The organism is Holdemanella sp. DFI.5.55 (genome assembly GCF_020593575.1).
Taxonomy (GTDB): Bacteria; Bacillota_I; Bacilli_A; order Erysipelotrichales; family Erysipelotrichaceae; genus Holdemanella; species Holdemanella hominis.
The window spans coordinates 1-25,278 of record NZ_JAJDMK010000017.1 but is presented as its reverse complement, the minus strand read 5'-3'; the positions used below and the strand labels follow the sequence as shown (position 1 = coordinate 25,278).

Sequence of the window (25,278 nt, the reverse complement as noted above, 5' to 3'; positions counted from 1 at the left end):
AAGAGTTCCTTTTGTAAAACTCTTTTAACATTCTAACATAAAAAAATTAAACTTTGTTACTTTTTTCTGACTTCGAATACAATTTTGTCAATAATCTTGCGATAGGAGCAATCCAAAATCTTTTAAAGATTTCATAATCTTCCTTTGAACGATTGTTATCTTCAATAATTTCTGTTGTTGTTGATTCTTCATGTATACGATGTCCCATCAATGGTTTATTCACAAATACAAATCGTCCATCCATTTTCGAAGCAATCTCCCAAGCACTCCAGTCAATATCACACTTCATATCATTCGCAAATAAAGTTTTTACATTTAAATTCTTTTGACAGAAAGTAACTGCAGGACAACAAATAGGATCACCAAACATTAAAGGCAGTCTTTTAATAAATCGTCTATTTGAATTCTCTTTATTGTGCAATGGCTTTAACATAATCCTTTTTATTTTTAAATTTGTATTTTCATATACTCTTTTGTCATTTCTTAATTCAAAATAGTCTGTAAATAAGATCGTAGCATCCTTATACTTCCAATAATTATTAACAATTTCTTTTGAATAAGTGGGATCATAAATATCATCCTGATGGGCAATTGTTACTAAATCAGTATTTACACAAGTTCTCGCAAAATCAAAATCGTATCCAATACCCTTTCCAGGACTAGGATTATCGATAATTTCTAAGTTATATTTATTTGCCAATTGCTCAATAAATGTATTTCTTGTAGAAGTCGCAATTACAACATTACTTTTAAATTCCTGATTCAATACAGATTGAATACAAGTCTCTAAATATCTTGACTCTTTATAAGCTAATACCACAAAAGTATGAGTTATCATAATCTACTCACCCTTCTTTTCTTCTAGATCATTAACTCTATTCTTTAAAATCGAAACTTCTTGTACTAATAAAGTAATCTTCTTCTTTTGCCCTGAAACAATCACAGTTAATGAAATAGTAATAAACAACAAGATGACAAATAAAACCCCAGTTACCATATTAGAAATGGTTTGAAATCCAATTAAGTTCGCAAGTGAAACTAAAATATTTGGCCAAATAGAAAGAATAATTAATACAATAACACCGATTCCCCATAATAAAGAATATTTAACAGGAATCATATCTTTATGAAGTACTCTCAAAATAACAGTGGCCAGAATAAGTGCTATAATTAAAATCGATAATCTTAAATTTAATGGCATTATTTTGACCTCCTTGTTCCAATTATCATGATGGATAAAAGAACATTAATCATATAATAAGCATTCTTCCAACTACGAATAGAAGAAACTCCACCACTACGCTCATTCATCTCTACAGGCACTTCAGTGATTTTCTTTCCTTCTTTTAATATTTGTGTTGTAGAAATCGGTTCTGGATATTCTAATGGATAATCAAAGGCAAATTGTTTGATTAACCCTTTATCAATAGCACGAAAACCAGATGTCACATCATATAATTTTTCATGTGCGAAGCATTTAATAAAAGAAGAAATAATTTTAATACCCATCTGTCTAGCCTTTGTAGATTTAAATTCACTAGTAGAACCTTCTACAAAACGAGATCCAATTGTCATATTAGCCTTACCTTCAATAATAGGTTTACAAATATCTTCTACATAATTCACATCATGCTGACCATCTCCATCGAATTGAATTGCAATATCATAATCGTTTTCAAATGCATATTTATACCCTGTTTGAACGGCACCACCAATGCCTAAGTTATGCACTAACTTAATATGAGGAACTTCATGCTCAACAAGTATTTGTTCTGTATTATCCTTAGATCCATCATTAATCACAATATAATCTAAAAGATAGGAATGATTTTTATTATATTCATCAATTGTCTGCGTTGTAGACAATATTGAATCTTGTTCATTATAAGCTGGAATAATTAATAGAATCTTATTCAATTTAATACCTCCTTGCAACTTTTACACCTTAACATAGCTCGTTACATAAATCAATCATCCAATTTGAAGATGTAATGGACGAAGTAAACTATATAATAAACCATTTAGATGCAGTTTATTAGCTGACCAATACATAAAAGTACATAGCTTGATTTTAAACTCTTCCTCTTTGACAACTGAAAAGCCATTATATCCATTAGATTTTAGAAATTCAAAGCCCTCTTTACATAAGTCTAAATATGTTTCTTTATCACATACATTTACTTGCATCAATAAAAACTGGACAACCGTTTTCAGATAAAAATACTGTACCATTTTATTCGAATATTTTTCTGTTAATGCCAAATTATTATAAATTCGATCCAATAAATCCAAAATCTTATTGTCCCTATTCAAAGTACTCTGATTTTGTGTTACCGAATTTTGATTTAGACAATAATTATATCCCGCATATGGAATGATTTTGATTTTATTTGTTATTGAATTCATAGACAGGTTGAAGTACACATCCTCTCCAATTTTTATTGGCGCATACTTAATATTATTAGCCTTTAAAAAATCTAAAGAGTACATCTTTGCACAAGTCGATACATATTTAAACTCTGTCCACAAACAATTCTTAGGAATAGAAGTAAACAAAAGCTTATGTTCATCCATACTCACTTTATTATATCCAGAAATCAAAACATCATTATCTCCAATCGATTTTATAAAAGTATCTAAGTAGTCTACATCCACATAATCATCTGAATCAATGAATGTTATGTATTTTCCACTAGCTAATTGAATCCCTCTATTACGAGTATATCCAGCTCCATGATTTTCATGTTGAAATATTTTAATTCTTTTATCTTTTTCACTTAATTCATTCATCACTTTTAAAGACATATCTTTTGATCCATCATCTATCAGCATTAGTTCAAAATCATGAAATGCCTGTTTTAATATACTATCTACACATATATGCAAAAAAGATTCTGCATTATAAACAGGCACTATTACACTAATCAAAGGCATTAAACAACCTCCTTAAAGTCAATTTTTTTCATTATCACAAAATATATTATAACATACAGTCCAAATTGACATGTCATTGTAATCAAGTAAGAAATTGCAGCGCCATAAATAGAGTATTGTACAATTAAAAAGCGTGATAAGAAAAACGCAATTATAGATGAAATTCCAAATACAATAAATTGAACAAAAGTATATCGAACAGTTGTTAATGCAGCGGATAATAATGTACTCATTGAATATAATACAGCACCAAAAATGATAATAAGTAAATGTGTTTTATAATCCGAAATATCCACACTATACAAAATATTCAAAACAGGAATTCCTAAGATATATGCTCCTAATAAGCATAGTACTCCAAAAGCTACAATCAACAATAAGGCTCTGAATACAATTTTATTAAATTCTTTCTTTTCACCAGTTGAATAAAAATTTGCCATTGTATTTAAAATAGGCTGCAATAAATATTGCCCTGCCAAACTAATAATAGTAGCAGGCATTAAAATGATACCAAACACAGCCTGTAAACTTTCTTGTACAGTTCCATCCAAAGCATACTTTTGTGCATTCACTAAATAAACAGATAAAAATAGTATTGAAAAAGAGAAAAAACCCGTCTTAAATAATTTCAAAATATTAGTAAAACTAAATTTCTCTTTTTGAATAACACGTTTACTCTTTGGATAATCATATACAAGAAATAAGATGAACCAAATTAAATCTAAAGATAAACAAGAGATCAATAAGTTTTTGGTGATTAAGTCAATAAGTATAAATAAAACTACAGAAAAAATTGATTTTAAGAATAAAGATATACCTACAATATATAATTGGTCATTCTTCTGTAACACACCATAAAAGACATCCGAAAAAACTTCAAAACATTTCATTAAACATAAAGCAACTGTAATCGTAAATTTATATGCATCATATTTCATGATGACGCAATATGCAACAACGACTATCATCATAATTAAACATGTAATAATTCGATGCACTATATATTCAATATCCGAGTACTCATTTTTTACATCTGTTACTTGATAAACACGACCCTCATATCCACCGATTAAGCATAATAAACATGCTAATGAGAAGGCTAATGTAAATACACCTGAGTTTGCTAAACCATTTATTCTTGTGACAACCATCATAAAAAACAATGAATTAAACGCATTAAAAGTTGTCCCTATCATATTCCATATTACATTCTTTTTTGAAATAGAAGTATCCACAACATATCCTCAAACTTTCTAAATAAAAACGAAGAGTAAAACCCTTCGTTAATTATAAGATAATTTATAGATTTTAGCACCATCTTCATCATAAATTTTATCAAATGAAACATATCCATTATTAAAATCTAAATTCTGTTCACCGAAAGTAGCCAAATATTTAACCTTAGTATGTTTAATATCCTTATAAGATAAGTTTAATGTTATATGATCATTTTGAAGTAATGAAAAGCTAGTTTCTTCTTGTGTCAATAATACTTGAACATGTTCATATCGATTATATATTTTCTCATACTTCTTTTCCGGATCCAATGTATGCCATAATTTTAAATTAGGATACGTATTCACAAAATTGATTGTAGGCGCACCACACATCACTGTAAAACTTGGTGTTTCAATACCACCAATTGTTACCCACTTTGATTTTGGATCTATTGAAACTATTTTTTGAATTTCTTGAGCAGCCGGCTTTGCGTATACACTAGACAATCCTATTGAAATAGGTCTTACACATATGCCAGAACAAATAGATACAACACTAATCAAAATCCCAAACTTCTTAAAGCCTTTATCTTTATAATTGGTCATTAAATAAAAAGACAAAAAGAAAATCAAAATGAATAATAATATCATTCGATATTTATTCAGATAATCTGGAAAAGAAAATTTACATATTAAGACAGATTCACAGGCAAATATAATAGCTATTACACTACCAACTATTGGCTTTATATGTTTTTCATCTTTATAAAAAGATAACAGTCGAACAATTAAAATAACTTGTACAAAGCCAAGAATATCAACCATTCTACCACTTACTGAATGTGTGAATAGTAATAATTTTGCGACAATTGGTGGTAGACCTATTGTTGTATAGATAATCATTGGAATTTCAACAATTAATAAAAGAATAGACAATAAATCTTTCTTTTTAGCAACTATTAAATAATAAAGACTAAGTAAAGTAGATAAAGGAAATAAACAAAAGAATACACCAGATTCACTATTATTACTTAAGCCACCAAACGGAAAGAATAAAGATTGCGCATAACATAATATTTTTTGAATTACATTCGACCCATAATCGACACGTTTCCCTGGATATACAGTTTGATTTATTATTTGAATGTATTCTTTGGCTGTTATAAAATAGCTTAAAACAAAAACAACACAAACCATAAAAGCAGATAATAATAAAAGCCATTGCTTTTTGGACATATGTCTAATCTGATCAAAATTCTCCTTGATCATCCAAATTCCAATAACCAAGTATACATAACCCACAGGAACTTGCCATGCCGGGTATAAGTTACAAATAAATACACTGAAACTTAAAGCTATTAATAATCCAAATATGATTTGCTTTTTTAAGTTGTCTTCATTAATAAATTTGTAAAAAAACACTAACGTTGCTGTTCCGCTTAATAGATAATTTGGAAAACCCCACCATAAAAAGTAAGAAGAAAAAACAGTCATCGTTGCACCTGTAAATGCTACTAATTTATTTTTGGAAAGGATATAATATAATTCCATGCAGAATAAGAAGGCAAATACAGGCACAAAATAAAAGTAAAAACTAAATGCATTTTCTAAAGGTAATATCGTAAAGATTAATTTCCATGGCTGATACACTAACATTCCTAATCCAGCATATACACCAGTTGAAATATTTAATGTATCTGTTCCTCTTAAAATTGAATTGTATTTTGCAAAAGGATGAACATCCATTGCAGATGCAAAAATACCTGGATTTCCAACCAAAAATTCATCTGAACGTATAGTCCTTATTTGTCCAAAAATCGGATAAGACAAAGCATCTACTTTACTACTTTGTATAGTCATAGTATAATAGGCCATTGAATCTCCATTAATTTTAAATAGAGTGACAAACAATAATAAGCCTACTCCTATATACCAACGATATTTAAACATAAGATCATAAATTTTCTTTACTGGATACACTAAATGCAAACTTAAAAAGAAAACTACAAAAAACAATATAAATGCGCGATATAATGGAATTCTTAATCCTCCAATTTGAATTCCGCTGTTCAATGTCCAAACATTAGATGGCACATAAAATGCTAACAATAAAGAAACGCAGATTGAAAATAGAATAGCACACAATACTTTCTTGGAATTATGTCCTGTACTATGAAAAAGTAATCTATTTATCATAGATTACTCATTTCTTTCAAATAACGTGCCAATGCATCCTGCCAAGTAGGTAATGGTTTAAATCCATTTTCTACAAGTTTAGATTTATCTAAACGAGAATTAAATGGACGAGCCGCCTTTGATAAACCATATTCTTCTGTTGTTACAGGATTTACTTTTATAGTATATCCAGCTTGTTTAAAGATTTCACACGCAAAATCATACCAGCTGATATATCCGCCTTCATTTGTTGCATGATAGTAGCCATATTTATCTGTTTCAATCATATCAACTAATAATCGGGCTAAATCAAACGTATAGGTTGGCGTACCAATTTGATCATTTACAACTCGTAATGTATCAAATTTCTTTCCTACATTTAGCATAGTCTTAATGAAGTTATTTCCATTCTTTCCAAATACCCACGCAATACGAACAATAAAATACTTAGATAAAGTATTTGAAACAGCTAGTTCTCCACCAAGTTTAGTCTGTCCATATACATTTAATGGTTTATAATCCTTACAATCAGGTTGCCAAGGCTCTGTTCCTTGTCCATCAAATACATAGTCTGTAGAAATATAAACCATCTTCGCATCTACTTCTTTACAAGCATTCGCAATATTTTGTGTACCATCCACATTAATAGCTTTAACCTTAGCCTGTTTATCTTCATCTTCAGCTAAGTCTACCGCCGTCCATGCTGCACAGTGTACAACCACATCTGGATTAACACATTTAATTGTATTCATTACAGCTTCTTTGTTTGTGATATCCAAAGATACATATTCAGCATTAGTAACATAAGAACCATCCTGAATACCACTATAGGTTTCAGCTAAGTCTGTCCCTACTCCAACATATCCTCTAGAAGCCAATTCATTCATTACATCATGACCCAATTGTCCGGCCACACCTGTCACAAAAATCTTCATAAGAAAACCTTCCTTTCGTTTAAGAAGAAAAGCTAAAGATTATTCCTTAGCTCTTCCTTTTTCTACATACATCTTTTCAAAATAGTTTTGGTATTCACCACTAATGATGTTTTCCCACCATTCTTTATTGTCTAAATACCATTGGATTGTCATTGGAATACCTGTATCAAATGTATATTTTGGTTTCCATCCAAGTTCTGTTTCCAACTTCGTAGGATCAATCGCATAACGCATGTCATGACCTTTTCTATCTGTTACATACGTAATTAAGCTTTCAGGTTTGTTTAATGCATGTAATACAGTCTTCACAACTTCTAAGTTTGTTCTTTCGTTATGGCCACCAACATTATAAACTTCACCAACACGTCCCTTACGAACAATTAAATCAATAGCTACACAGTGATCATATACATGCAACCAGTCACGTACGTTTTCACCAGTTCCATATACTGGAATTGTTTCATCATTTAATGCACGAGAAATAATTAATGGAATTAATTTTTCTGGGAAATGATAAGGACCATAGTTATTTGAACAACGACTAATTGTTACTGGTAAACCATACGTTCTGTGGTATGCAAGTACAAACAAGTCAGCACTTGCCTTCGCACTTGAATAAGGACTTGAAGTGTGAAGTGGAGTGTTTTCAGTAAAGAACAAGTCAGGACGGTCTAATGGTAAATCACCATATACTTCGTCTGTAGAAACTTGGTGATATCTTTGAATACCATACTTAACACAAGCATCTAATAATGTAGTTGTTCCCATTACATTTGTCTTAACAAAGATTTCAGGATCTTCAATACTACGGTCAACATGACTTTCAGCCGCAAAGTTTACAACGACATCAAACTTTTCTTTTTCAAACAAGTCAAAAATAAACTCTCTATCGGCAATATCACCCTTGATAAACTTATAGTTAGGCTTATCTTCTACAGGCTTACAAGTCTCTAAGTTACCTGCATACGTCAATTTATCCAAGTTCACAATCATATCCTCAGGATATTTATTTACCATATAATGTACAAAGTTTCCACCAATGAAACCAGCACCACCCGTTACTAAAATTTTCATTCTTTTATTCTCCTTCATATACAAATTGATTATTCGATTCCTCTAAAGTAGGACCAATCTGATCTTTTTCGCTCAATACAGGCTCAATACCATTTAATAATGAACCCCAATCTACATTACAAGTCGGATCATCATAACGCATACCACCCTCAGATTCCTTGTTGTATACATTATCGACTTTATATCTAAATTCAACATTATCCGTTAAAGTTAAGAATCCATGCGCAAATCCCTGAGGAATAAAGAACTGTCTATGATTCTCTTCACTCAACTCAACACTTACCCATTGACCAAATGTAGGACTTCCCTTACGAATATCCACAGCCACATCAATCACTGTACCCTTCGTACAAGAAACCAATTTACTCTGTGCATAAGGCGGATTTTGCCAGTGCAAACCACGAAGCGTACCCTTTTGAGCACTAAAAGACATATTGTCCTGTACAAAATCGACTGTAATACCCATCTTCTCATATTTAGGCTTTGAATACGTCTCCGTAAAATACCCTCTATGATCACCAAATACATCCGTATCAATAATCAATACGCCAGGAATCTTTGTTTCCGTTACCTTCATCGCTATACCCCCAATTACTTAATATACTTACGATCCATGATCTTCTTCAAATAAGCACCATACTGATTCTTCTTATAAATTTCATAAGTAGATGCCAATTCCTCATCACCAATCCAACCATTGTCATACGCAATCTCTTCAAGACACGCAATCTTACGATGCTGGTGTTCCTCAATCGTCTTCACAAAATTTGTCGCATCAACCAAAGACTCATGTGTACCCGTATCCAACCAAGTAAATCCATCACCAAGTAAAGTGACATTCAATTCACCATTCTCTAAATAAATACGGTTCAAATCTGTGATTTCCAATTCACCACGAGCACTCGGTTTCAAATTCTTCGCATACTCAACCACTTTATTATCGTAGAAATATAATCCTGTCACCGCATAATTTGACTTAGGACAAGCTGGCTTTTCCTCTAAACTAATTGCCTTACCCTCAGAATCAAATTCTACAACACCAAATCTTTCAGGATCCTCTACATAATAACCAAATACGGTAGCCCCAACTTCATTTTCTGCAGCCGCACGAAGACGCTTTGTCAAACCATGACCATGGAAAATATTATCACCCAAAATCATCGCACAACTATCATTGCCAATAAACTCCTCACCCAAGATAAACGCTTGAGCAAGTCCATCTGGACTCGGTTGAACCTTATAAGAAAGCTCAATACCAAACTGATGACCATCCCCCAATAACTCTTTAAAACGAGGTGTATCATCCGGAGTTGAAATAATTAAAATCTCACGAATACCAGCCTGCATTAAAATAGACATAGGATAATAAATCATTGGCTTGTCATAAATAGGAAGTAATTGTTTACTAGTTACCTTAGTTAAAGGATACAAACGAGTACCACTACCACCAGCTAAAATAATACCTTTCATAATAGACCTCCATAATTAAATACATTATATCACACATATAAAATAAACCCTAACGTTACGTTAGGGTCAAGAACTATTTTTAAATGGCTACATTAAAGAAATGGATAATACTATAAATAGCAGGAATATCCACTAAAATTATGAATGGAATAAAATAGTAAATTTGATTAAATTTCTTTAACAAACTATTCGATAAAGCTACACACAATAACAGTATTAAAGGTAAGAAATATCTTCCCTGAACACCTTCTGTAACAAAACTTCCAACTGTAGTCCAGTATAAATACATCCCTAAAATAATTAAAGCAACTTCTATCACAACAATGCAGATATACCAGAATCTGTTACCAAGCTTATGCTTCACACTTTCTGTGCATGTTGCAAAGATCATTGAAACAAAGAATAAATAGTAAGATAGTTTGGGTATTTGAATAGTTAACCAACTTAAGTTACTTACCATTGTACTTAAATAAAAATCTTTCTTTACCATAATAGTGTGATATAACATTCGAAAAATATTCATTTTGTCTTCGAGTAAAAATTGAATTTGTTGACTACTATCCACATGTGCGGTTTCGTAATATACTTTAAAAGCTACTGTTGTTGTCATAAATTTTTTTAAATAATTTGATATCAAAAATAATATTATCGCACTAAAAGCAAAGCAAACTATCAACTTCATTTGTTGCTTTGAAATACGTAACAGTTGAGAAATCACACCAAAATAAATACCAAATATTGGTAAATATACATATTTTGTTAAAAAGATAAAAATAATTAAACTACAAACAATCATTATATCCTTCGTTTCAATCTTTTCCTTATCAAACAAATACAAGAAGTAAGCAACACTTAAAATACATGCTGCAATAATACTACAATCTGAAGAATAAGAAGCTGCTAATTGAATTAGCATCGGATTAAAGCAAAAAACAAAGAATACATTTTTTAATTTTGGTGTTATTTTAATTGAATATGAAGCAACACTAATAAATAAAGCTAAGTTAGCCATTCTTCCTAGGTAATAACATGTATATAAAGATAAATGCAAAATTTTGCCTAGTCCTAACGCGATTCCTGGAATCAGATAAACTAACACATCATAACCTGATGCTTCTTCAAACAATGTGTATGATGGATAGAAATTAAAACCTAAGTTATTAAAAACATCTGAATAAGATCTTAATTTTTGAATACCATAATCTGAATCAATGTAAACATATTTTACTGCTTTTAAATTCAAATTAGAAACCAAATAAGTTCTTTGAAAGTGTGATTGCTCATCTGGTACATAATCCGGAAGCATCACAAACACAAAGGATATTCCAATTGGAATCATGAATAAAACAAACAATAAATCAATACGGTCTTTTATTCTTTTAAATAAATAATAGAAATATACACAAAAGATGTAACCAAACATAACAATTAAAATCAGGCTAAGTATACTAAATTTTCGATCATCCCACCAATAAGAAAGATATCTTAAGCCTGACAAAACAGATGCCGTAGCCAAAATCCACTCTACAACAAACAACCAAATCAATTTTATATGTTTAACATTACGCTCCACTACCTTCAGTATTTTACTATCCTTATGATTTTTTATAGTTATCCCTAAAGGAATGAGTAATAACACAATAGGTGTCATATATATTAACATTCTACTCATACCCGCTATCCTCTTCTCTTTTTACAAATAAATAAACCCGCTTCTTTTGTCACTAAAATTTTACCATTATTCTCTAACAATTCTTCAATATATTCTTTAAATTCATTCAGCCTAGGGCCCAATATTTCATTTTGATTGCCATGACAAGACATAATATAATCTATCAATGGCTTAGATTCTGTTATTTCTAATGAATCTTGATAATCCATTCTTTGAATATTGTAGAAGTATTCTTCTAAAATACTTTCACCATTCTCTAAACCAAAGATATCATACAAACTATGATTTGATAGATTAATTCTATAATCAAAATTCTGTACGATTTCTGTGATTTCTTTCATATGGTTCTTACCATATGTACTGCAGTATAGAATTCCATTCGGTTTAAGTACTCTTCTTATTTCTTTTAATCCAAGATTTAAATCATTCAAATAGAATAGAACATGATTGGCAATAATAGAATCAAAGTAAGAGTCTTTGAATGGAATCTTTTCAGCATCTGCCACAATACAGTTAAAATCAGAACCCAATTTATTTCTTACTTCTTCAACCATACCTTCACTAATATCCGATAAGAAGATTTCTCTATTTCTTAAATCAATTCTATTTTCTTGCCATAACTTACCATTACCACAACCAAGTTCTAACAATCGATTAACTTTACTAAAATCAATTTGATTGAACAACCAATTAAACCAACCCTGCTTATTTGTAGAATACTTTTCATGTAGTGATATACGATCATTTAAGTTCTTTGCATTCTTATATTGTTCAATAATATTCGTTTCCTCATTCGATAATTGAACTAAAGATAGAATCATATTCCAACTTAAATCTGGTGTTTGACTCGCTCTTTTTAAAGCATCCTTTAAAGACTGTAAATGACTTATTTTATCTTCAATCAAATCAATCTGTAAATCAAAACTCTCCTTTAGATTCGTATTATCCATAACCATAGGAAAGATTTCTTCAATACTAAACCCCAAATGTTTTAAAGATAAAATCTTCTGTAACTTTAATAAATCCAAATCACTATATTGACGATATCCATTTTCCATAACAAAAGAGGGTTTTAATAACCCTATTTTGTCATAATATCGAATTGTTCTTTCACTCACATTCGCTAGTTTTGCGAATTGCCCTGTCTTATAGTAATTCATTTTTCAATCTTAGGATATGTAAATGGACCTTTATCCAAATCAAAGTTAGGGTTATGGAAAGGATCTCCATTCTTTAAAATCTCTGGCCATTTCTTTTGGAAACGAGCAATTTCACTTTGGAAACGCGCTTGTTTTTCTGGTGTATCCTCTAAGCCTCTAGATTTAGATTCATAGTGATACCAAACAGAGAACACATCTTCAACAATCCATTTATTTAAGCTTCTAATTTTTAAACATAAATCAACATCATTACATGCGACTTTAAAGTCTTCATCAAAGCCACCCACTTCATCAAAAATTTCTCGTTTTGTCATTAAACAAGCAGCTGTTACTGCAGATACATCCCACGAAACACGAGGTCTACCCATATATCCAAAATCATTTCTATCAATTAACGAGAATGCAGCTGTCGCATAACCATGATATCCAACTACGACACCACAATGTTGTACTGTATCATCTTCATACAATAATTTAGCTCCAACAGCACCTACATCTTCTCTTTGACATACCCCTAGCATGTCTTCAACGGAATCTGGCTCAATAACTTTCGTATCATTATTTAAGAATAAAATATATTCACCATGCGTGTATTTTACACCATAGTTATTGATCTTTGAATAGTTAAAATCACCCTCATAATAAATAACTTTTACATTTGAATATGTTTCTTCAAGCTCTTTATAGTAATCAAATATTTCTTGTTCAGTCGAATTGTTTTCAACAATCACAATCTCCATATTTGAATATGTGTTTACATTCATTAACGATTCAATACAACCCTTCAATAAATCTTTATGATTGTAGTTTGGAATCAAAATGGATACTAACGGATGATCTTTCACTGTATATTTACAATGATACATTCCATATAAAGGACGAGGCAACATTTCAACAGTCGCATCAATACCAATACGTTTAAAATGAGATTCAATCGCTTTTTTACCAGATGTGTAACAATACATCTTACTTTCTGGATCCATAGCCGTTGATAATGGGTGCATTCTCCAGTGATACAAAATCTTTGGAACGTGATGTACACTATTTGCCTGCTCTACACATCTAAAGATAAAATCATGATCTTGCGATCCATCATATTCACTACGCATTCCACCAACTTTACGAACAATATCCATGTTCACAACAAAGAAGTGTGTAATGTAGTTATGAGAACACAATAAATCAATACTGAAATCTGGTTTAAAATGCGGATCTTCAAATTTCTTTGTCTTATCATTTAACTTATCTTCATCCGAATATACACAATCATGATGAACTTCCTGCATAGAAGCTACAAATTCATATAAACAATCCGGTGTCAATAAATCATCGTGATCAAATAAGCCCACATAATCACCTGTAACTAATTCTAAAGCACCATTCATATTTCCAGAAATACCATAGTTTTTTTCTAATTTCTTAAATACAATTCTTGAATCATCCTCATAATGTTCTTTCACATATTTTTCTACCGAATCATTTGTACTTCCATCACCAATACACAATTGCCAATTTGAATACGACTGATTACGTACAGAATCAATCATTTCTTTTAAGTACTCTTCTTTCGTATTAAATGTCGCAACAATAATACTAATCATTGGAGCAAATTCAAATTTAGTATTTCTTTGTCTTTCTAATTCTTCTTCCGTTACTTTAGTGGCATTAAACCATTCATCGTATTCTGCCCAATTACTAGAACCATGAACAATACGATCAATAACACCGGAAAAACCTTTTTTCTTTAAAATTCTAAAACCATTCTTAAAATGTTGATAACTCAACATTTTAAATAGTTTAGGAACTTTTGAAAGCACATTTTGACTTGGCGTTTTTTCTTGAAGAATCTCTTTACTTTGATAATTCTTAGTTTTCAACACAAAACTATACTTTTCTTTCGCATTTCCTTTCCATTTGATAGTGTATCCACAATCAATTTGGTCTTCACCCACAAAGAATAAGGAATATAAATCCACTCTACCTTTTGAATGAAATTCAACATCCACTTTTTTTCCATTTGAATCAAAGACAGAATATTCAATTGGATCTTTCGCATACGAATAAGCCCAACCTTTTAGTTGATAAGTCCTTGTTTCTTCATTGAAAGTAAATTCATCAATATATGTGTTGATTTCTCTTTTGTCTCTGTATTTATTAATTTTTCTTTGATCATAATTCAAAATTCTTTCACTACATGTATCTGTATATGCAATGATTTCAATCGATTTAGGTTCTTCATTACAATCGATAATCAAACGAAATCCAATATGCGTATTCTTAAAACCTAAATCATAGCCATTTATAATGTCTTCACGACCAGGTCGAAATAACTCGAAATCAACTTCTTTTCCATCCAGTTTAATGCGATAATTCACACTTTCATTATCTTCCTGGTAGCACCAGCCGACAATGGTAATGAATTGTTTTGTTTTTAAATCATGAAACTCAAATCTTTCAATGCTATATTTTAAAGCCATACTACTAACACCTACAATTCTTCCGCAAAGCCTTTTTCTAATTTCTTGAAAATCATGTATCCAATACCTAAAACAACCAATGAGAAGACAAATACTAAACCTAAAGATTTAAAATCAGGCCATTGATGATACATAAACGCATTACGATAAGAACCAATAATGGTTGTCAACGGATTGATTGTTATTAGTGTATATAGAACACCTGCACTTGATGCAGAGAATTGGCTTAAGTGATAAATAATTGGAGTTCCATACATCAACATATTTAAAATGAAAGCTACAATATTCTCAATGTCTTGTACATATACATCGACTGCACTTAAAATCAATACAATACCTAATGTTAGTAAAGATTGAACAATTAGAATTGGGAATACCGCAATAACATGATAGCTAAGTCCTGTACCTGTTCCAATACAGAAAATAATGATAATTAAGCACGAAATCAAAAAGTTTACAATTCCACTAAGAACTTGTGATAACGGAATGATTTCTCTAGGGAAATATACTTTTTTAATAATTCCCCCATTTGCCTTAATCGAACTAGTCCCCATATTTACGGATGTCATAAAGAATGTCCATGGAATAATACCTGTAATCAAATAAATTAAGTAATTTTCACCAGTTACTCCACGACCAAATAAGTATGGAAATACAATCCAATATACTACAACTTGTAACAATGGATTTAAAAAGGACCACAAGATTCCTAAAAAAGATCCTTTGTATCTACCACGAATATCCTTTTTAACATTCGTTTTTAATAACTCTCGATAATTATAAAGATTTTTAAATATACTCATACGCCATCACCTTCTATACATTTTCAAACTCAATTTCTTTAGAGGCCAAAATACATTCTTTCTCTTTACACTCAACTTTAAATTTATGTTTACCTTTTTCTAAGGTTGTTAAATCATACTGGAATTGCCATCCAATAGTATTTACATCCATAAATCCAACATAATGATCAAAGTATGCATCATATACATCTTTTCTATATGTACGATCCACTTTAATATCCATAGGATTTCCATCTAAATAGAAATGAATTGTGGCATCATCTGAATCTGAGATTTGCCATCCCTTAAACAAGTGTTGTTGATCTGTTGCATCCACTTTTGAAATATCTCTAGGACTATCAATATAAACAACAGCCTTACTTTTTTGTTTACCACTCTCAATATTCTGTTGTCTTTCCTGCTTATGGTCTTGTGCCACCTGTTCTAAATACTCATCAACAACATAAGTAGGATCTCCATCTAAACGAAGTTGTCCCTTATAAATCCAGATAACACGAGTACACAAGTCTTTTACAACTTCCAAACTGTGCGTAACGATCACAATTGTTTTATTTGAATCACGCAATTCTCTTAATTTGTTGTAGCACTTTTCCTGGAAGTGTTGATCTCCTACAGCTAAAATTTCATCAATCAATAAGATTTCAGCATCTACATTAATGGCCACAGAGAAAGCTAGACGCATATACATACCCGAAGAATACGTACGAATTGGATTATCAATAAATTCACCTAATTCACTAAATTCAATAATGTCATCAATACGAGCATCGATTTCTTTTCTAGTTAAGCCAAAAATAGATGCATTGAAATAAATATTTTCACGCCCCGTAAAATCTGGGTGGAACCCAGCTCCTAGCTCAAGCAATGAAGTCAACTTTCCATCCGTTTCAATCGTTCCTTTTGTTGGATAAATAATTTTGGTCATCAACTTTAATAAAGTTGATTTACCTGAACCATTCACACCAATTAAGGCTACAGTTTCCCCTTTTTTAATATTTAAATTTATATTGTTTAATACCTGATGAAACTCAGGCTTTTTTCGATTCCAAAAAATTAATTTTGTCTTTAACGTATTTGCCTTATCATATTCAACCTTGAACTGTTTCGACATATTACGTACTTCTATCGCATTTGTCTTATCCATTGGATTACCTCTCAAACATTCCTATTTTAGCATATTCACATCAAAAAAAGAACAAAAGTCCTTTTTATAGCTTTGTAATTACTTCATTCCATGATTTACAAACATTCGGGCTTGTGTTCTTATACGTTGCCAAACTGAAAACATCTTCTTTCAATATAGCCTTTTTCATCTTTTCTTTTAATTCATCTGCATCATTCACATCAAAGAAACAAACACCATCATATGTTCCTACAGTTTCATGAGCATATGGTAAATCAGCCACAATCATGGGCAAATCAAATTCCTTCGCTTCACTTATTGGTAACCCCCAAGTTTCAAGCTTTGAAGGAAAAATTAAACAACTGGATTTCTTATAATACGCAAATACATCATCTAAAGATAATAATCCAGTAAAGTGAATGTTCGAAACAGAATTATACTGATTCACAACATCCTTTGCGTACATATCTTCAGATCCATCAATGGTAAGCACAACTTGATATAAGTCTTGATTGATTTCACTATTTAATCTTTTTGTAGCTTCACAAATAATTTCAAAATTTTTGAAATGACGACTCACACTTGGAAAAAAGAAAGTATATGGTTGAATCTTTTCAACATTCTGATATTTACTTGTATCAATTCCATGTTCAGCACGCATTACACAAATGTGATTCAAATCCATATTCAATAGCTTCTGCATGGAACTGGCAATCCAATCTTGTTGAACAATGACATAATCATTGGCATGCACGTTGATTTTATACAAATATTTATAGAAAAGAGAAAACAAGAATACTTTCTTATTATATTTAAAATCTTTCCATCCCGCCTTATACGCAAACGTTGGATTATGGAAATATGTAATTTGATGTTTCGCATGTACTTTTGGAGTCATGTCATGAATTGAAATCCATAAATAGATATCTTTGTCTTTAGAATATTTTTTAAAGTACAAATACTCATAATACATTCTTTTAAACCAGCTTTTACGTGATTCTGGAAGTTCAATAATCTCAAAGTAAGATTGGTATTTTTCAAACAATGATACCTTATGTACAAATAATATGAAATGATATTTTTCATATAATTTGGATTCAATAATTTCATCACAGAAATTGTAATAAACCGTTAACGTGCCACCTTGAAATAAGTTAATACCCGATACAACAATAGTTGGTTTCATGACTATTCACCATCTTCAGGTAATGGTTCTTCATTTATAGAAGGTTCTTCATACTGTTCTTGATCTGTATATCCATAATCATAGTTTTGTGAATAATCATAATATACACTTCCTTGAACCTGAGCATTTTCCTGCTCAATATATCCTTCAGCCACCCCTGCGGCTCCTGTATCATATTCATCTTTGATTTTATTTGCTGATTTTCCATCAAGTACAGCTTCAATCTTTTGACGAGCAATACTAACGCAATAATCTTCTGGCATGACAACCGAAAGCTCTTGAGCCATAGATGCACAAACTGCTGAACTATTTGTACCTCTTAATACATAGTTTTGGAATTTCCAATTTGGCATAGCCTGCAATTCATATTGAAGTAACGCTGTAATTTCATTGGTTGACATATTTGTATCAAACGCATTTTTGAATGATTTTAATAACTTTGTGTAGTTTGTCAGAATCTTTGAAGAAGCTGCCTTTTTAATAATAGCTTCCAATACTTGCTGCTGATTCTTTGCACGCTGAATATCGCCATCTACATAGGCATGTCTTTCACGCGCATAAGCTAGTGCTCTAGCTCCATTTAAGTGATTCCATCCTTCATGAACACCTTCCAACGCCCAATCCGCATTTAATCTTTCCACAGCCATTCCTTCAGGCACTTCAATATCAACACCATCCAATGCATCTACTATATCTTCTGCACTTGAGAAGTTCACTCTGAATGTATAGTTGATATCAATACCTAATAAGTTTTCTACAGTTTGTTTCGTTTCTTCAATACCATACATGCCCGTATGTGTTAATTTATCATATCCATATGAAGTTTGAACATAGTAATCTCTAGGAATGTTTACCATCAATACGGTTGACGTAGTTGGATTTACCGTAACAATCATATCCACATCACTTCTTGATAATTCATCAATTTCTCCATATGTATCATTTCCACTGACAAAAATCGTAAATGGATTCTTTGTGATGTCATCAACCACTAATGCATCATTTTTGTCATTTGTATAATACACAGCTTGATAAATCGATTTTGTTTCATTTGAAAAAACATTATACTCTTCCATTTCCTCTACGTTTGCACGGTAAATTTCATTCATCACAATAGCCTGCACTTCATCTTCATATAGTGCTTTTACTAATGCTTGCAAGTTATCATATTTTTTATATGAAAAAGAATATTTTTTTAATTTTTTCTGGCACTTCTTTGTTCCCACAGAATCAATGTTTCTTAATACACCAATCTTTTCGTTCTTTAAACTCTGAATATCTTCATCATGATCCGTTTTAGTAATAACTGAAATTGTATTTTTAATAGAACCCTTTTCAGCACCTGTAACAGAAGTTAGTGTACTGTATGTCTCATATAAATATACATTTCCAAATCCCATAGTACATCCTACAAGAATCACTAAAATTACACTAATCGCTTTTGTCCAAAACGCATGTGTCACAAAATTCATTAATAAAATTAAAATCGCATTTAAAATCACAATAATTAAGATGACTGGTAATAATAAATTACTAGGCAATACATTTAATGTCACAATTTGATATGCCGCAAAGCCAGACAAAACCAAAAGTACAATTGATAAAAGTGCTGCAAAAATTCTATATATTAAGCTCGTTGTATTCTTTTCCATGCAAAATCTCCTTTATAAACATATCGTATTCTACCACAATCCATAAATTCTATAAATATTCCAGAAAATTTTGCTTTAAAAATTCCAGCAATTCTGTATATTCCTTTTTCTTTGATTGACTTATCAAACTAAAGATACATTTCTTAAATTTATAATAACCATATTCAAAACGTACCTTCTTCTTATAATTCAAATGATTCTTTTTTCCATAATAAATCATTGAATCCCAACTCATTTTAATACGCTCTTTAGATGTGTCTGTACATCCGCCCTCTAAATGAATCATTTTTAACCCTTTATTGAATTTCACTTCTGCATGAGGATATTTATTTTTTATACGACTTGCTACGTCAGACTCTTCAAAATACATAAATATGTTCTCATCAAACATGTCCACATTCATAAACATATCTTTTCTTACAAATAAGTTTGCACCCGTTATGAACATGTTCTTCTCATTAAACCATCCCAATTTATTCCATAATTTAATTGTCCAATTACGCCATACTTTTGTATTATACTCAAAATAAAAGGAGTACCCAGGACTCAAATTCTTCTTCAACAATCGAATACCTTCAATCGCTAAATTTGAATTCTTTTTAAAATCTGAATAAATTTGTTTAAAAATTGGTTCAATCAACACTATATCTGGATTTACAAAACCAATTACCTCTCCCTGACTAACCTTGGCACCCACATTATTACCAGCACCAAAACCTTTATTGTCGGAAGGTATATATTGAATATTTTGTATACTCGATTGTTTCACAAAAGATTCTACTCTTTCATTGACAGGACTATTATCCACAACAATAACTTCTAATTCATCCTTTAAATCATTGTACTTTTCAATTGAATTTAAACAATCCAACAAAATATTTCCATTTTTATATGCCACTATAACTAATGAAATTTTCATATCTACCTTCTTATTCCTTGTTTTAAACAAAATACCAAATCCATTACACGTGCTCTTGGTGTTTTAATCACTTTATAATACGAACTGAAATTTTGAAATAACACTCTGAAAAAACTACCTTTTTTTAAGTATTGAATATGTTTCTCACAAAAATTAGAATAACAATCAAAATCCTTAACATTCTTCTCAAAATTACAATCTACTTTTCTTAATACATGCATCACTTGTAAAGCAGATTCACAAAATGCAATACGTGCATATAAAGCATCCGTAGCTGTGTTTGATGTCGTAACATCTTTTAATCCAATCGCATTTTTATCATGTATCCTATATTGAAATAAGGGTGCATTATAAAAATACATGGAATTCGTTTCACTTGCCAATAATACAATCAACCAATCGTGTACAAACTCTTCTGTAAAACATTCTAGAAAACGAGTACATAATTTCTTAGTTAAACATAAGGCACAACCTTGAAAACTATTGCGAATCGATAATTCATAAAAACTGATTGGAACTACTTCGTTTGTTTTAACCTTCTTCATTAAAAGATTATTATTGGACATTCTAGAATCTAAAGGAACCGTAAAAACATCTCCCTTTTGATCTATAAATTCAAAAGAAGAAGCTAGGACTGAAATATTCGGATTTTCTTCCATAATAGAAATCATATCTTCTACTTTATTTACTTTCCAAATATCATCTTGATCACTTAAGAAAACATAGTCTCCATGACATAATGAAATTGCTTTTTTGAAATTCTTTTTATATCCAAGATTTTCTTCATTCTTGTATAACTTAATATCTATATCTTTATAAGATAAAATATATTGTTCAATTACACGTACTGTTGAATCAGTAGAACAATCATCCACAATAATAATTTCATCCACTTTGCGTGTTTGATTATAAATAGAATCCAATTGTTCTTGAATATATGGTTCCCCATTAAACGTAGCCATCGCAACTGAAATCATCGAATCACCTTTTCTTTCAGCACATACAATAAATCCATAACTCTTGCCTTCTTTGTTTTAATAAGTGAATAATAAGGACTTGTATTTTGACACAACAACTTAAAAAACTTCTTATTTTCCAATGCTTGAATATGTTGATTAAAAAAAGCACTCATATGACTAAACTCTTCTTGATTCTCTTGATAATAATCCGAATTTGCCAATCGGATTATATTTAAAACATCTAACGCATTATGAGCATTCTGTGTACGAATCTTTAATGTATTTGCTCGTTGCAAATGTTCTTCTTTTGTTTGCGTATCATATTGTGCGCCAATAGAATTCTTTTCGTGCAAACGATACTGAAACAATGGCTTATTATAAAAGTACATACTATTATAACTAGCCGCAATACTGTTAATTAAATAGTCATGTTCAATATCTGTAGAGTAATGTTCTAAAACTAAATTTTTGATCCATTTATCCAACAGAAGAGAACAACCTTGAAAATAGTTCATGGCAAGATAATCCAAGAAATTCACTCGATATAAACTATCTTTTTCAACAGGACGACAATATAAATTATTATTGGACCGACTCTTATCCACTTTCATTTGAATTTGCTGATTCTTATCATCAATATAAATAAAAGAAGAAGATAATACATGCATATTCGAATGAGTTTTCATCATACGCATCATTTCTTCCACTTTATTAGGTAACCAAATATCATCTTGGTCACACAAAAAAATATAATCCCCACTACATAATTCCATAGCTTTTTTAAAGTTAAGACGATACCCTAGATTCACATCATTTTGTACTACCTTAACTGGATATTTTTTTAATAATTCTATAGTTGAATCACTCGATCCATCATCACAAACAATGATTTCATCCACTTTCATAGATTGATTAAGAATGGATTCTATTTGTTCGCAAATATATTTTTCACCGTTATAAGTAGTCATTGCGACTGAAATCATTCTTAATCACCTAGCTTTCTAAAAAATTCGATTCAAAGCCTCATCTAATGTGGCATTAAATTTCTTTGTCGTAAAGTATGTATTATACAAATTCTGAATATTCTTTCTTCTTTGAAGCTGCACATCCATACTTTCTGAACAAACCCTTTCTGCCACTTCTTTTATATTTGACTTTTTCAAATTGAATCCAATATCCCATTCCTCACAAAAATCTTTTGTGTCCCCCTTAATTGTATTTATGATAGGAAGTCCAGCACACATATAGTCTAGTGATTTCATAGTCAACCCAACTACTACACTCGGCTTCATGACGTTAAAACCATAATTGCACTGATCAAATACTTCTTGTTTGCGTTGAAAATCGTATACTTCCTTATGATCAACTACATTGACTCCTACACATAATACTTCTTGAATGAAATATTCTTTATTTTCGCCATCACCAATAATATGTAACGTACACTTTTTATGAGCACTGCACTCCCTTAAAAAAGCAGTGATTCTAGAAATGTCTATAATATTATTTATAGAACCCAAGTAACAGAACTGCAACTCATTCTCACTTAAATACGGATTCATTGGCAAACACTCTCTATCAATTGCCCAATACAGAACATTTCCACAATGCACATATTTCTTAAACAATTCACATTCACAGAAAACAACATCTCCACTTGATAAATACTTATCACGATTATTCTTCCATATTTTAAAAGGTAATAATCCCTTATATCGATCAATCGGCATGGATTCTGGCCATAAATCAATAATGTCATACATCACTTTAACATTATGATGTTTCTTTTTATATTTCGCCATTTCTTTTACAAGCGTATTACACGGAATAATACAATGAATTAAATCTGGTTGAATGTCTTCCATAGCCTTTCTTGCCTTTTTAGAAAACTCAATATGAGACAAGATTCTGTCCGCAGAAAGATTCTTATGATACTCACGAACAGAAATCACAACATCAGCTTCAGCTTGATAAATCGTTTTTTTTCTATGCGAAAAATTTGAAGTCACACTCACAACTTCAAACCCCTTAGAAGTGTAGTATTTCTTCAATAAATGAATACGATCCAAACATGTATCAAACGCATATACTAATGCTACGACCATAGATAACTCCCCAACCTACAAATGATGGTTTTAAAGACCTTACAACTATCCCCTAGTTATTATTATCTTTATTATGGATACTTCCCGTACCACCTTCAACAACCCCATCGTGTTTTAACACTGAAAAGATTGTCATAAAAAAACATTTCACATCAAATGAAAAACTTAAATTCTTACAATACTCTCCATCAAGCTTAGCCTTAACATCTATTTCCAGCTCATCACGACCATTTACCTGCGCCCAACCAGTAAGACCAGGAAGTACATCATTGGCGCCATAATGATCTCTCAATTCAATCAAATCATATTGATTCCATAGAGCAGGTCTTGGACCCACAATTGCCATTTCCCCTTTAAATATATTAAACAACTGTGGAAACTCATCCAAAGACGTCTTTCTCAAAAATTTACCAATACTCGTAATATATTGATCTGGATTTTCCAATAAATGCGTAGGCATATCTTTCGGTGTATCAATACGCATTGTTCTAAACTTTAAAATATTAAAATAAGACTTGTGAATTCCCACACGCTTCTGCTTAAAAAACACAGGCCCCGGAGAAGTCACCTTAATTAAAACCATTAATACAATCAATAGTGGAGATAAGATTATGATTCCAGACAAACTCAAAAGAAAATCAATCGTTCGCTTTCCATATTTCGAATACATAAAAACACTCTCCTATTTTTGTAGAGAATTTCTCTACGTAGAAAAGTATACCATAATCAAGGTGTTGAAACAAAAAAAGTTGAAAAAGTCAAATCATATTCTTGTAATATCATCTTTATATAAGGGGTATATTAAAATTATGTGATAATGTCAAAAAAAGATGGATCATAATCCACCTTTAATACAAGCCTTTTTTATATCCAATAATATCAAAATCAATGAAACGCCCAAAACAATATGACCAATACCTGCAATGCCAGAAATAACTGCAGATACTATATTTAAATCCAACACTTGAACAATACCACGAACTACTAACATAATAGCCGTTAGATTTAATCCAACATTATAAAACAACACCGCACGATTTGATTTAAAATTAACATTAAAAGAAACCAATCCAAGAATTAAAAAGAACATCATACCCAAGATAAAATAATGTGTATGAACAACAGACAAACTCGTCCAAGCAGTATAACCATTCATCTTTGTAAATTCACGATAAAACACTCCACCAATCATAGCTAATACTGCATATACTATTGAATAATTTATATATCGTTTCATCATTAATACCTCCACAAGCAAAACAAATTATGAACCTACCTCAATAAAACATCAATAGATATGCCCGTATAAAAAGAAGGCAGAAAATCAATTCTACCTTCAATTCAAAATGCTAAAAATTATTCTCTTCTAAGAAATCTGTAACACGCTTAACATATTGAGCACATAACTCATCTGTCT

At 30.9% G+C, this 25,278-nt stretch carries 23 protein-coding genes; all 23 read right to left on the bottom strand.

The features are described from left to right. Positions 1–46 precede the first annotated feature (46 nt). Positions 47–838 (bottom strand): glycosyltransferase, encoded by a 792-nt coding sequence (locus tag LJE08_RS05570; RefSeq protein WP_227402652.1) that lies wholly within the window; start codon positions 836–838, stop codon positions 47–49. Between the two features lie 3 nt (positions 839–841). Continuing rightward, a complete protein-coding gene (locus tag LJE08_RS05565; RefSeq protein WP_227402651.1) occupies positions 842–1,201 on the bottom strand; it encodes a DUF2304 domain-containing protein in 360 nt (119 codons plus the stop codon). Beyond that, positions 1,201–1,917, bottom strand: coding sequence for a glycosyltransferase family 2 protein (locus LJE08_RS05560; protein ID WP_227402650.1), 717 nt, complete (start codon positions 1,915–1,917; stop codon positions 1,201–1,203). Before LJE08_RS05560 ends, LJE08_RS05565 begins: the two co-directional genes overlap by 1 nt. Before the next feature lie 54 nt (positions 1,918–1,971). After that, positions 1,972–2,934, bottom strand: a complete 963-nt coding sequence (locus tag LJE08_RS05555) for a glycosyltransferase family 2 protein (protein ID WP_227402649.1) — start codon at positions 2,932–2,934, stop codon at positions 1,972–1,974. Continuing rightward, complete coding sequence (locus LJE08_RS05550; RefSeq protein ID WP_227402648.1) at positions 2,934–4,130, bottom strand: lipopolysaccharide biosynthesis protein; 1,197 nt, start codon at positions 4,128–4,130, stop codon at positions 2,934–2,936. Before LJE08_RS05550 ends, LJE08_RS05555 begins: the two co-directional genes overlap by 1 nt. Positions 4,131–4,217: 87 nt before the next feature. Next, positions 4,218–6,347: a hypothetical protein gene (locus tag LJE08_RS05545; RefSeq protein ID WP_227402647.1), complete on the bottom strand. Its 2,130-nt coding sequence runs from the start codon at positions 6,345–6,347 to the stop codon at positions 4,218–4,220. After that, positions 6,344–7,261 (bottom strand): dTDP-4-dehydrorhamnose reductase, encoded by a 918-nt coding sequence (rfbD, locus tag LJE08_RS05540; RefSeq protein WP_227402646.1) that lies wholly within the window; start codon positions 7,259–7,261, stop codon positions 6,344–6,346. Before rfbD ends, LJE08_RS05545 begins: the two co-directional genes overlap by 4 nt. A 39-nt stretch (positions 7,262–7,300) precedes the next feature. Beyond that, positions 7,301–8,335, bottom strand: coding sequence for a dTDP-glucose 4,6-dehydratase (gene rfbB, locus LJE08_RS05535; RefSeq protein WP_117924451.1), 1,035 nt, complete (start codon positions 8,333–8,335; stop codon positions 7,301–7,303). A 4-nt stretch (positions 8,336–8,339) separates the two neighbouring features. Then, on the bottom strand, positions 8,340–8,912 hold the full coding sequence (gene rfbC, locus LJE08_RS05530; protein WP_117924449.1) for a dTDP-4-dehydrorhamnose 3,5-epimerase: 573 nt from the start codon (positions 8,910–8,912) through the stop codon (positions 8,340–8,342). 14 nt (positions 8,913–8,926) lie between these two features. Further along, positions 8,927–9,805: a glucose-1-phosphate thymidylyltransferase RfbA gene (gene rfbA / locus LJE08_RS05525; RefSeq protein WP_227402645.1), complete on the bottom strand. Its 879-nt coding sequence runs from the start codon at positions 9,803–9,805 to the stop codon at positions 8,927–8,929. Positions 9,806–9,884: 79 nt separating this feature from the next. Further along, on the bottom strand, positions 9,885–11,477 hold the full coding sequence (locus tag LJE08_RS05520; RefSeq protein ID WP_227402644.1) for a DUF2142 domain-containing protein: 1,593 nt from the start codon (positions 11,475–11,477) through the stop codon (positions 9,885–9,887). Positions 11,478–11,482: 5 nt separating this feature from the next. Continuing rightward, entirely contained in the window at positions 11,483–12,637 is a 1,155-nt protein-coding gene (locus LJE08_RS05515) for a methyltransferase domain-containing protein (protein WP_227402643.1), read from the bottom strand. Continuing rightward, positions 12,634–15,114 carry a glycosyltransferase family 2 protein gene (locus LJE08_RS05510; protein ID WP_227402642.1) on the bottom strand — a complete coding sequence of 827 codons (2,481 nt, stop codon included), beginning with the start codon at positions 15,112–15,114 and terminating at the stop codon, positions 12,634–12,636. Before LJE08_RS05510 ends, LJE08_RS05515 begins: the two co-directional genes overlap by 4 nt. 11 nt (positions 15,115–15,125) lie before the next feature. After that, positions 15,126–15,917 carry an ABC transporter permease gene (locus LJE08_RS05505; RefSeq protein WP_227402641.1) on the bottom strand — a complete coding sequence of 264 codons (792 nt, stop codon included), beginning with the start codon at positions 15,915–15,917 and terminating at the stop codon, positions 15,126–15,128. Positions 15,918–15,930: 13 nt separating this feature from the next. Then, the gene (locus LJE08_RS05500; RefSeq protein WP_227402640.1) at positions 15,931–17,061 is read right to left on the bottom strand and encodes an ABC transporter ATP-binding protein; all 1,131 of its coding nucleotides are present in this window, start codon (positions 17,059–17,061) and stop codon (positions 15,931–15,933) included. Between the two features lie 64 nt (positions 17,062–17,125). Continuing rightward, the gene (locus LJE08_RS05495; protein ID WP_227402639.1) at positions 17,126–18,226 is read right to left on the bottom strand and encodes a glycosyltransferase; all 1,101 of its coding nucleotides are present in this window, start codon (positions 18,224–18,226) and stop codon (positions 17,126–17,128) included. Between the two features lie 2 nt (positions 18,227–18,228). After that, entirely contained in the window at positions 18,229–19,878 is a 1,650-nt protein-coding gene (locus tag LJE08_RS05490; RefSeq protein WP_227402638.1) for an LCP family protein, read from the bottom strand. A gap of 49 nt (positions 19,879–19,927) precedes the next feature. Continuing rightward, a complete protein-coding gene (locus LJE08_RS05485; RefSeq protein WP_186999283.1) occupies positions 19,928–20,797 on the bottom strand; it encodes a glycosyltransferase family 2 protein in 870 nt (289 codons plus the stop codon). A 2-nt stretch (positions 20,798–20,799) separates the two neighbouring features. Then, positions 20,800–21,774 carry a glycosyltransferase family 2 protein gene (locus LJE08_RS05480; protein ID WP_227402637.1) on the bottom strand — a complete coding sequence of 325 codons (975 nt, stop codon included), beginning with the start codon at positions 21,772–21,774 and terminating at the stop codon, positions 20,800–20,802. After that, complete coding sequence (locus tag LJE08_RS05475) at positions 21,771–22,739, bottom strand: glycosyltransferase (protein WP_227402636.1); 969 nt, start codon at positions 22,737–22,739, stop codon at positions 21,771–21,773. Before LJE08_RS05475 ends, LJE08_RS05480 begins: the two co-directional genes overlap by 4 nt. A gap of 18 nt (positions 22,740–22,757) precedes the next feature. Then, a complete protein-coding gene (locus LJE08_RS05470) occupies positions 22,758–23,861 on the bottom strand; it encodes a glycosyltransferase (protein WP_227402635.1) in 1,104 nt (367 codons plus the stop codon). A gap of 52 nt (positions 23,862–23,913) precedes the next feature. Further along, positions 23,914–24,531, bottom strand: coding sequence for a sugar transferase (locus LJE08_RS05465; protein WP_227402634.1), 618 nt, complete (start codon positions 24,529–24,531; stop codon positions 23,914–23,916). 165 nt (positions 24,532–24,696) lie between these two features. Beyond that, positions 24,697–25,101 carry a DUF2871 domain-containing protein gene (locus LJE08_RS05460; RefSeq protein ID WP_227402633.1) on the bottom strand — a complete coding sequence of 135 codons (405 nt, stop codon included), beginning with the start codon at positions 25,099–25,101 and terminating at the stop codon, positions 24,697–24,699. Positions 25,102–25,278 lie beyond the last annotated feature (177 nt).

Bases quoted from the DNA above. Each gene is read 5' to 3' on its own strand.
- LJE08_RS05570 (WP_227402652.1), bottom strand. From the start codon at position 838: ATGATAACTCATACTTTTGTGGTATTAGCTTATAAAGAGTCAAGATAT.
- LJE08_RS05565 (WP_227402651.1), bottom strand. From the start codon at position 1,201: ATGCCATTAAATTTAAGATTATCGATTTTAATTATAGCACTTATTCTG.
- LJE08_RS05555 (WP_227402649.1), bottom strand. From the start codon at position 2,934: ATGCCTTTGATTAGTGTAATAGTGCCTGTTTATAATGCAGAATCTTTT.
- LJE08_RS05550 (WP_227402648.1), bottom strand. From the start codon at position 4,130: ATGATAGGGACAACTTTTAATGCGTTTAATTCATTGTTTTTTATGATG.
- LJE08_RS05545 (WP_227402647.1), bottom strand. From the start codon at position 6,347: ATGATAAATAGATTACTTTTTCATAGTACAGGACATAATTCCAAGAAA.
- rfbD (WP_227402646.1), bottom strand. From the start codon at position 7,261: ATGAAGATTTTTGTGACAGGTGTGGCCGGACAATTGGGTCATGATGTA.
- rfbB (WP_117924451.1), bottom strand. From the start codon at position 8,335: ATGAAAATTTTAGTAACGGGTGGTGCTGGTTTCATTGGTGGAAACTTT.
- rfbC (WP_117924449.1), bottom strand. From the start codon at position 8,912: ATGAAGGTAACGGAAACAAAGATTCCTGGCGTATTGATTATTGATACG.
- rfbA (WP_227402645.1), bottom strand. From the start codon at position 9,805: ATGAAAGGTATTATTTTAGCTGGTGGTAGTGGTACTCGTTTGTATCCT.
- LJE08_RS05520 (WP_227402644.1), bottom strand. From the start codon at position 11,477: ATGAGTAGAATGTTAATATATATGACACCTATTGTGTTATTACTCATT.
- LJE08_RS05515 (WP_227402643.1), bottom strand. From the start codon at position 12,637: ATGAATTACTATAAGACAGGGCAATTCGCAAAACTAGCGAATGTGAGT.
- LJE08_RS05510 (WP_227402642.1), bottom strand. From the start codon at position 15,114: ATGGCTTTAAAATATAGCATTGAAAGATTTGAGTTTCATGATTTAAAA.
- LJE08_RS05505 (WP_227402641.1), bottom strand. From the start codon at position 15,917: ATGAGTATATTTAAAAATCTTTATAATTATCGAGAGTTATTAAAAACG.
- LJE08_RS05500 (WP_227402640.1), bottom strand. From the start codon at position 17,061: ATGGATAAGACAAATGCGATAGAAGTACGTAATATGTCGAAACAGTTC.
- LJE08_RS05495 (WP_227402639.1), bottom strand. From the start codon at position 18,226: ATGAAACCAACTATTGTTGTATCGGGTATTAACTTATTTCAAGGTGGC.
- LJE08_RS05490 (WP_227402638.1), bottom strand. From the start codon at position 19,878: ATGGAAAAGAATACAACGAGCTTAATATATAGAATTTTTGCAGCACTT.
- LJE08_RS05485 (WP_186999283.1), bottom strand. From the start codon at position 20,797: ATGAAAATTTCATTAGTTATAGTGGCATATAAAAATGGAAATATTTTG.
- LJE08_RS05480 (WP_227402637.1), bottom strand. From the start codon at position 21,774: ATGATTTCAGTTGCGATGGCTACGTTTAATGGGGAACCATATATTCAA.
- LJE08_RS05475 (WP_227402636.1), bottom strand. From the start codon at position 22,739: ATGATTTCAGTCGCAATGACTACTTATAACGGTGAAAAATATATTTGC.
- LJE08_RS05470 (WP_227402635.1), bottom strand. From the start codon at position 23,861: ATGGTCGTAGCATTAGTATATGCGTTTGATACATGTTTGGATCGTATT.
- LJE08_RS05465 (WP_227402634.1), bottom strand. From the start codon at position 24,531: ATGTATTCGAAATATGGAAAGCGAACGATTGATTTTCTTTTGAGTTTG.
- LJE08_RS05460 (WP_227402633.1), bottom strand. From the start codon at position 25,101: ATGATGAAACGATATATAAATTATTCAATAGTATATGCAGTATTAGCT.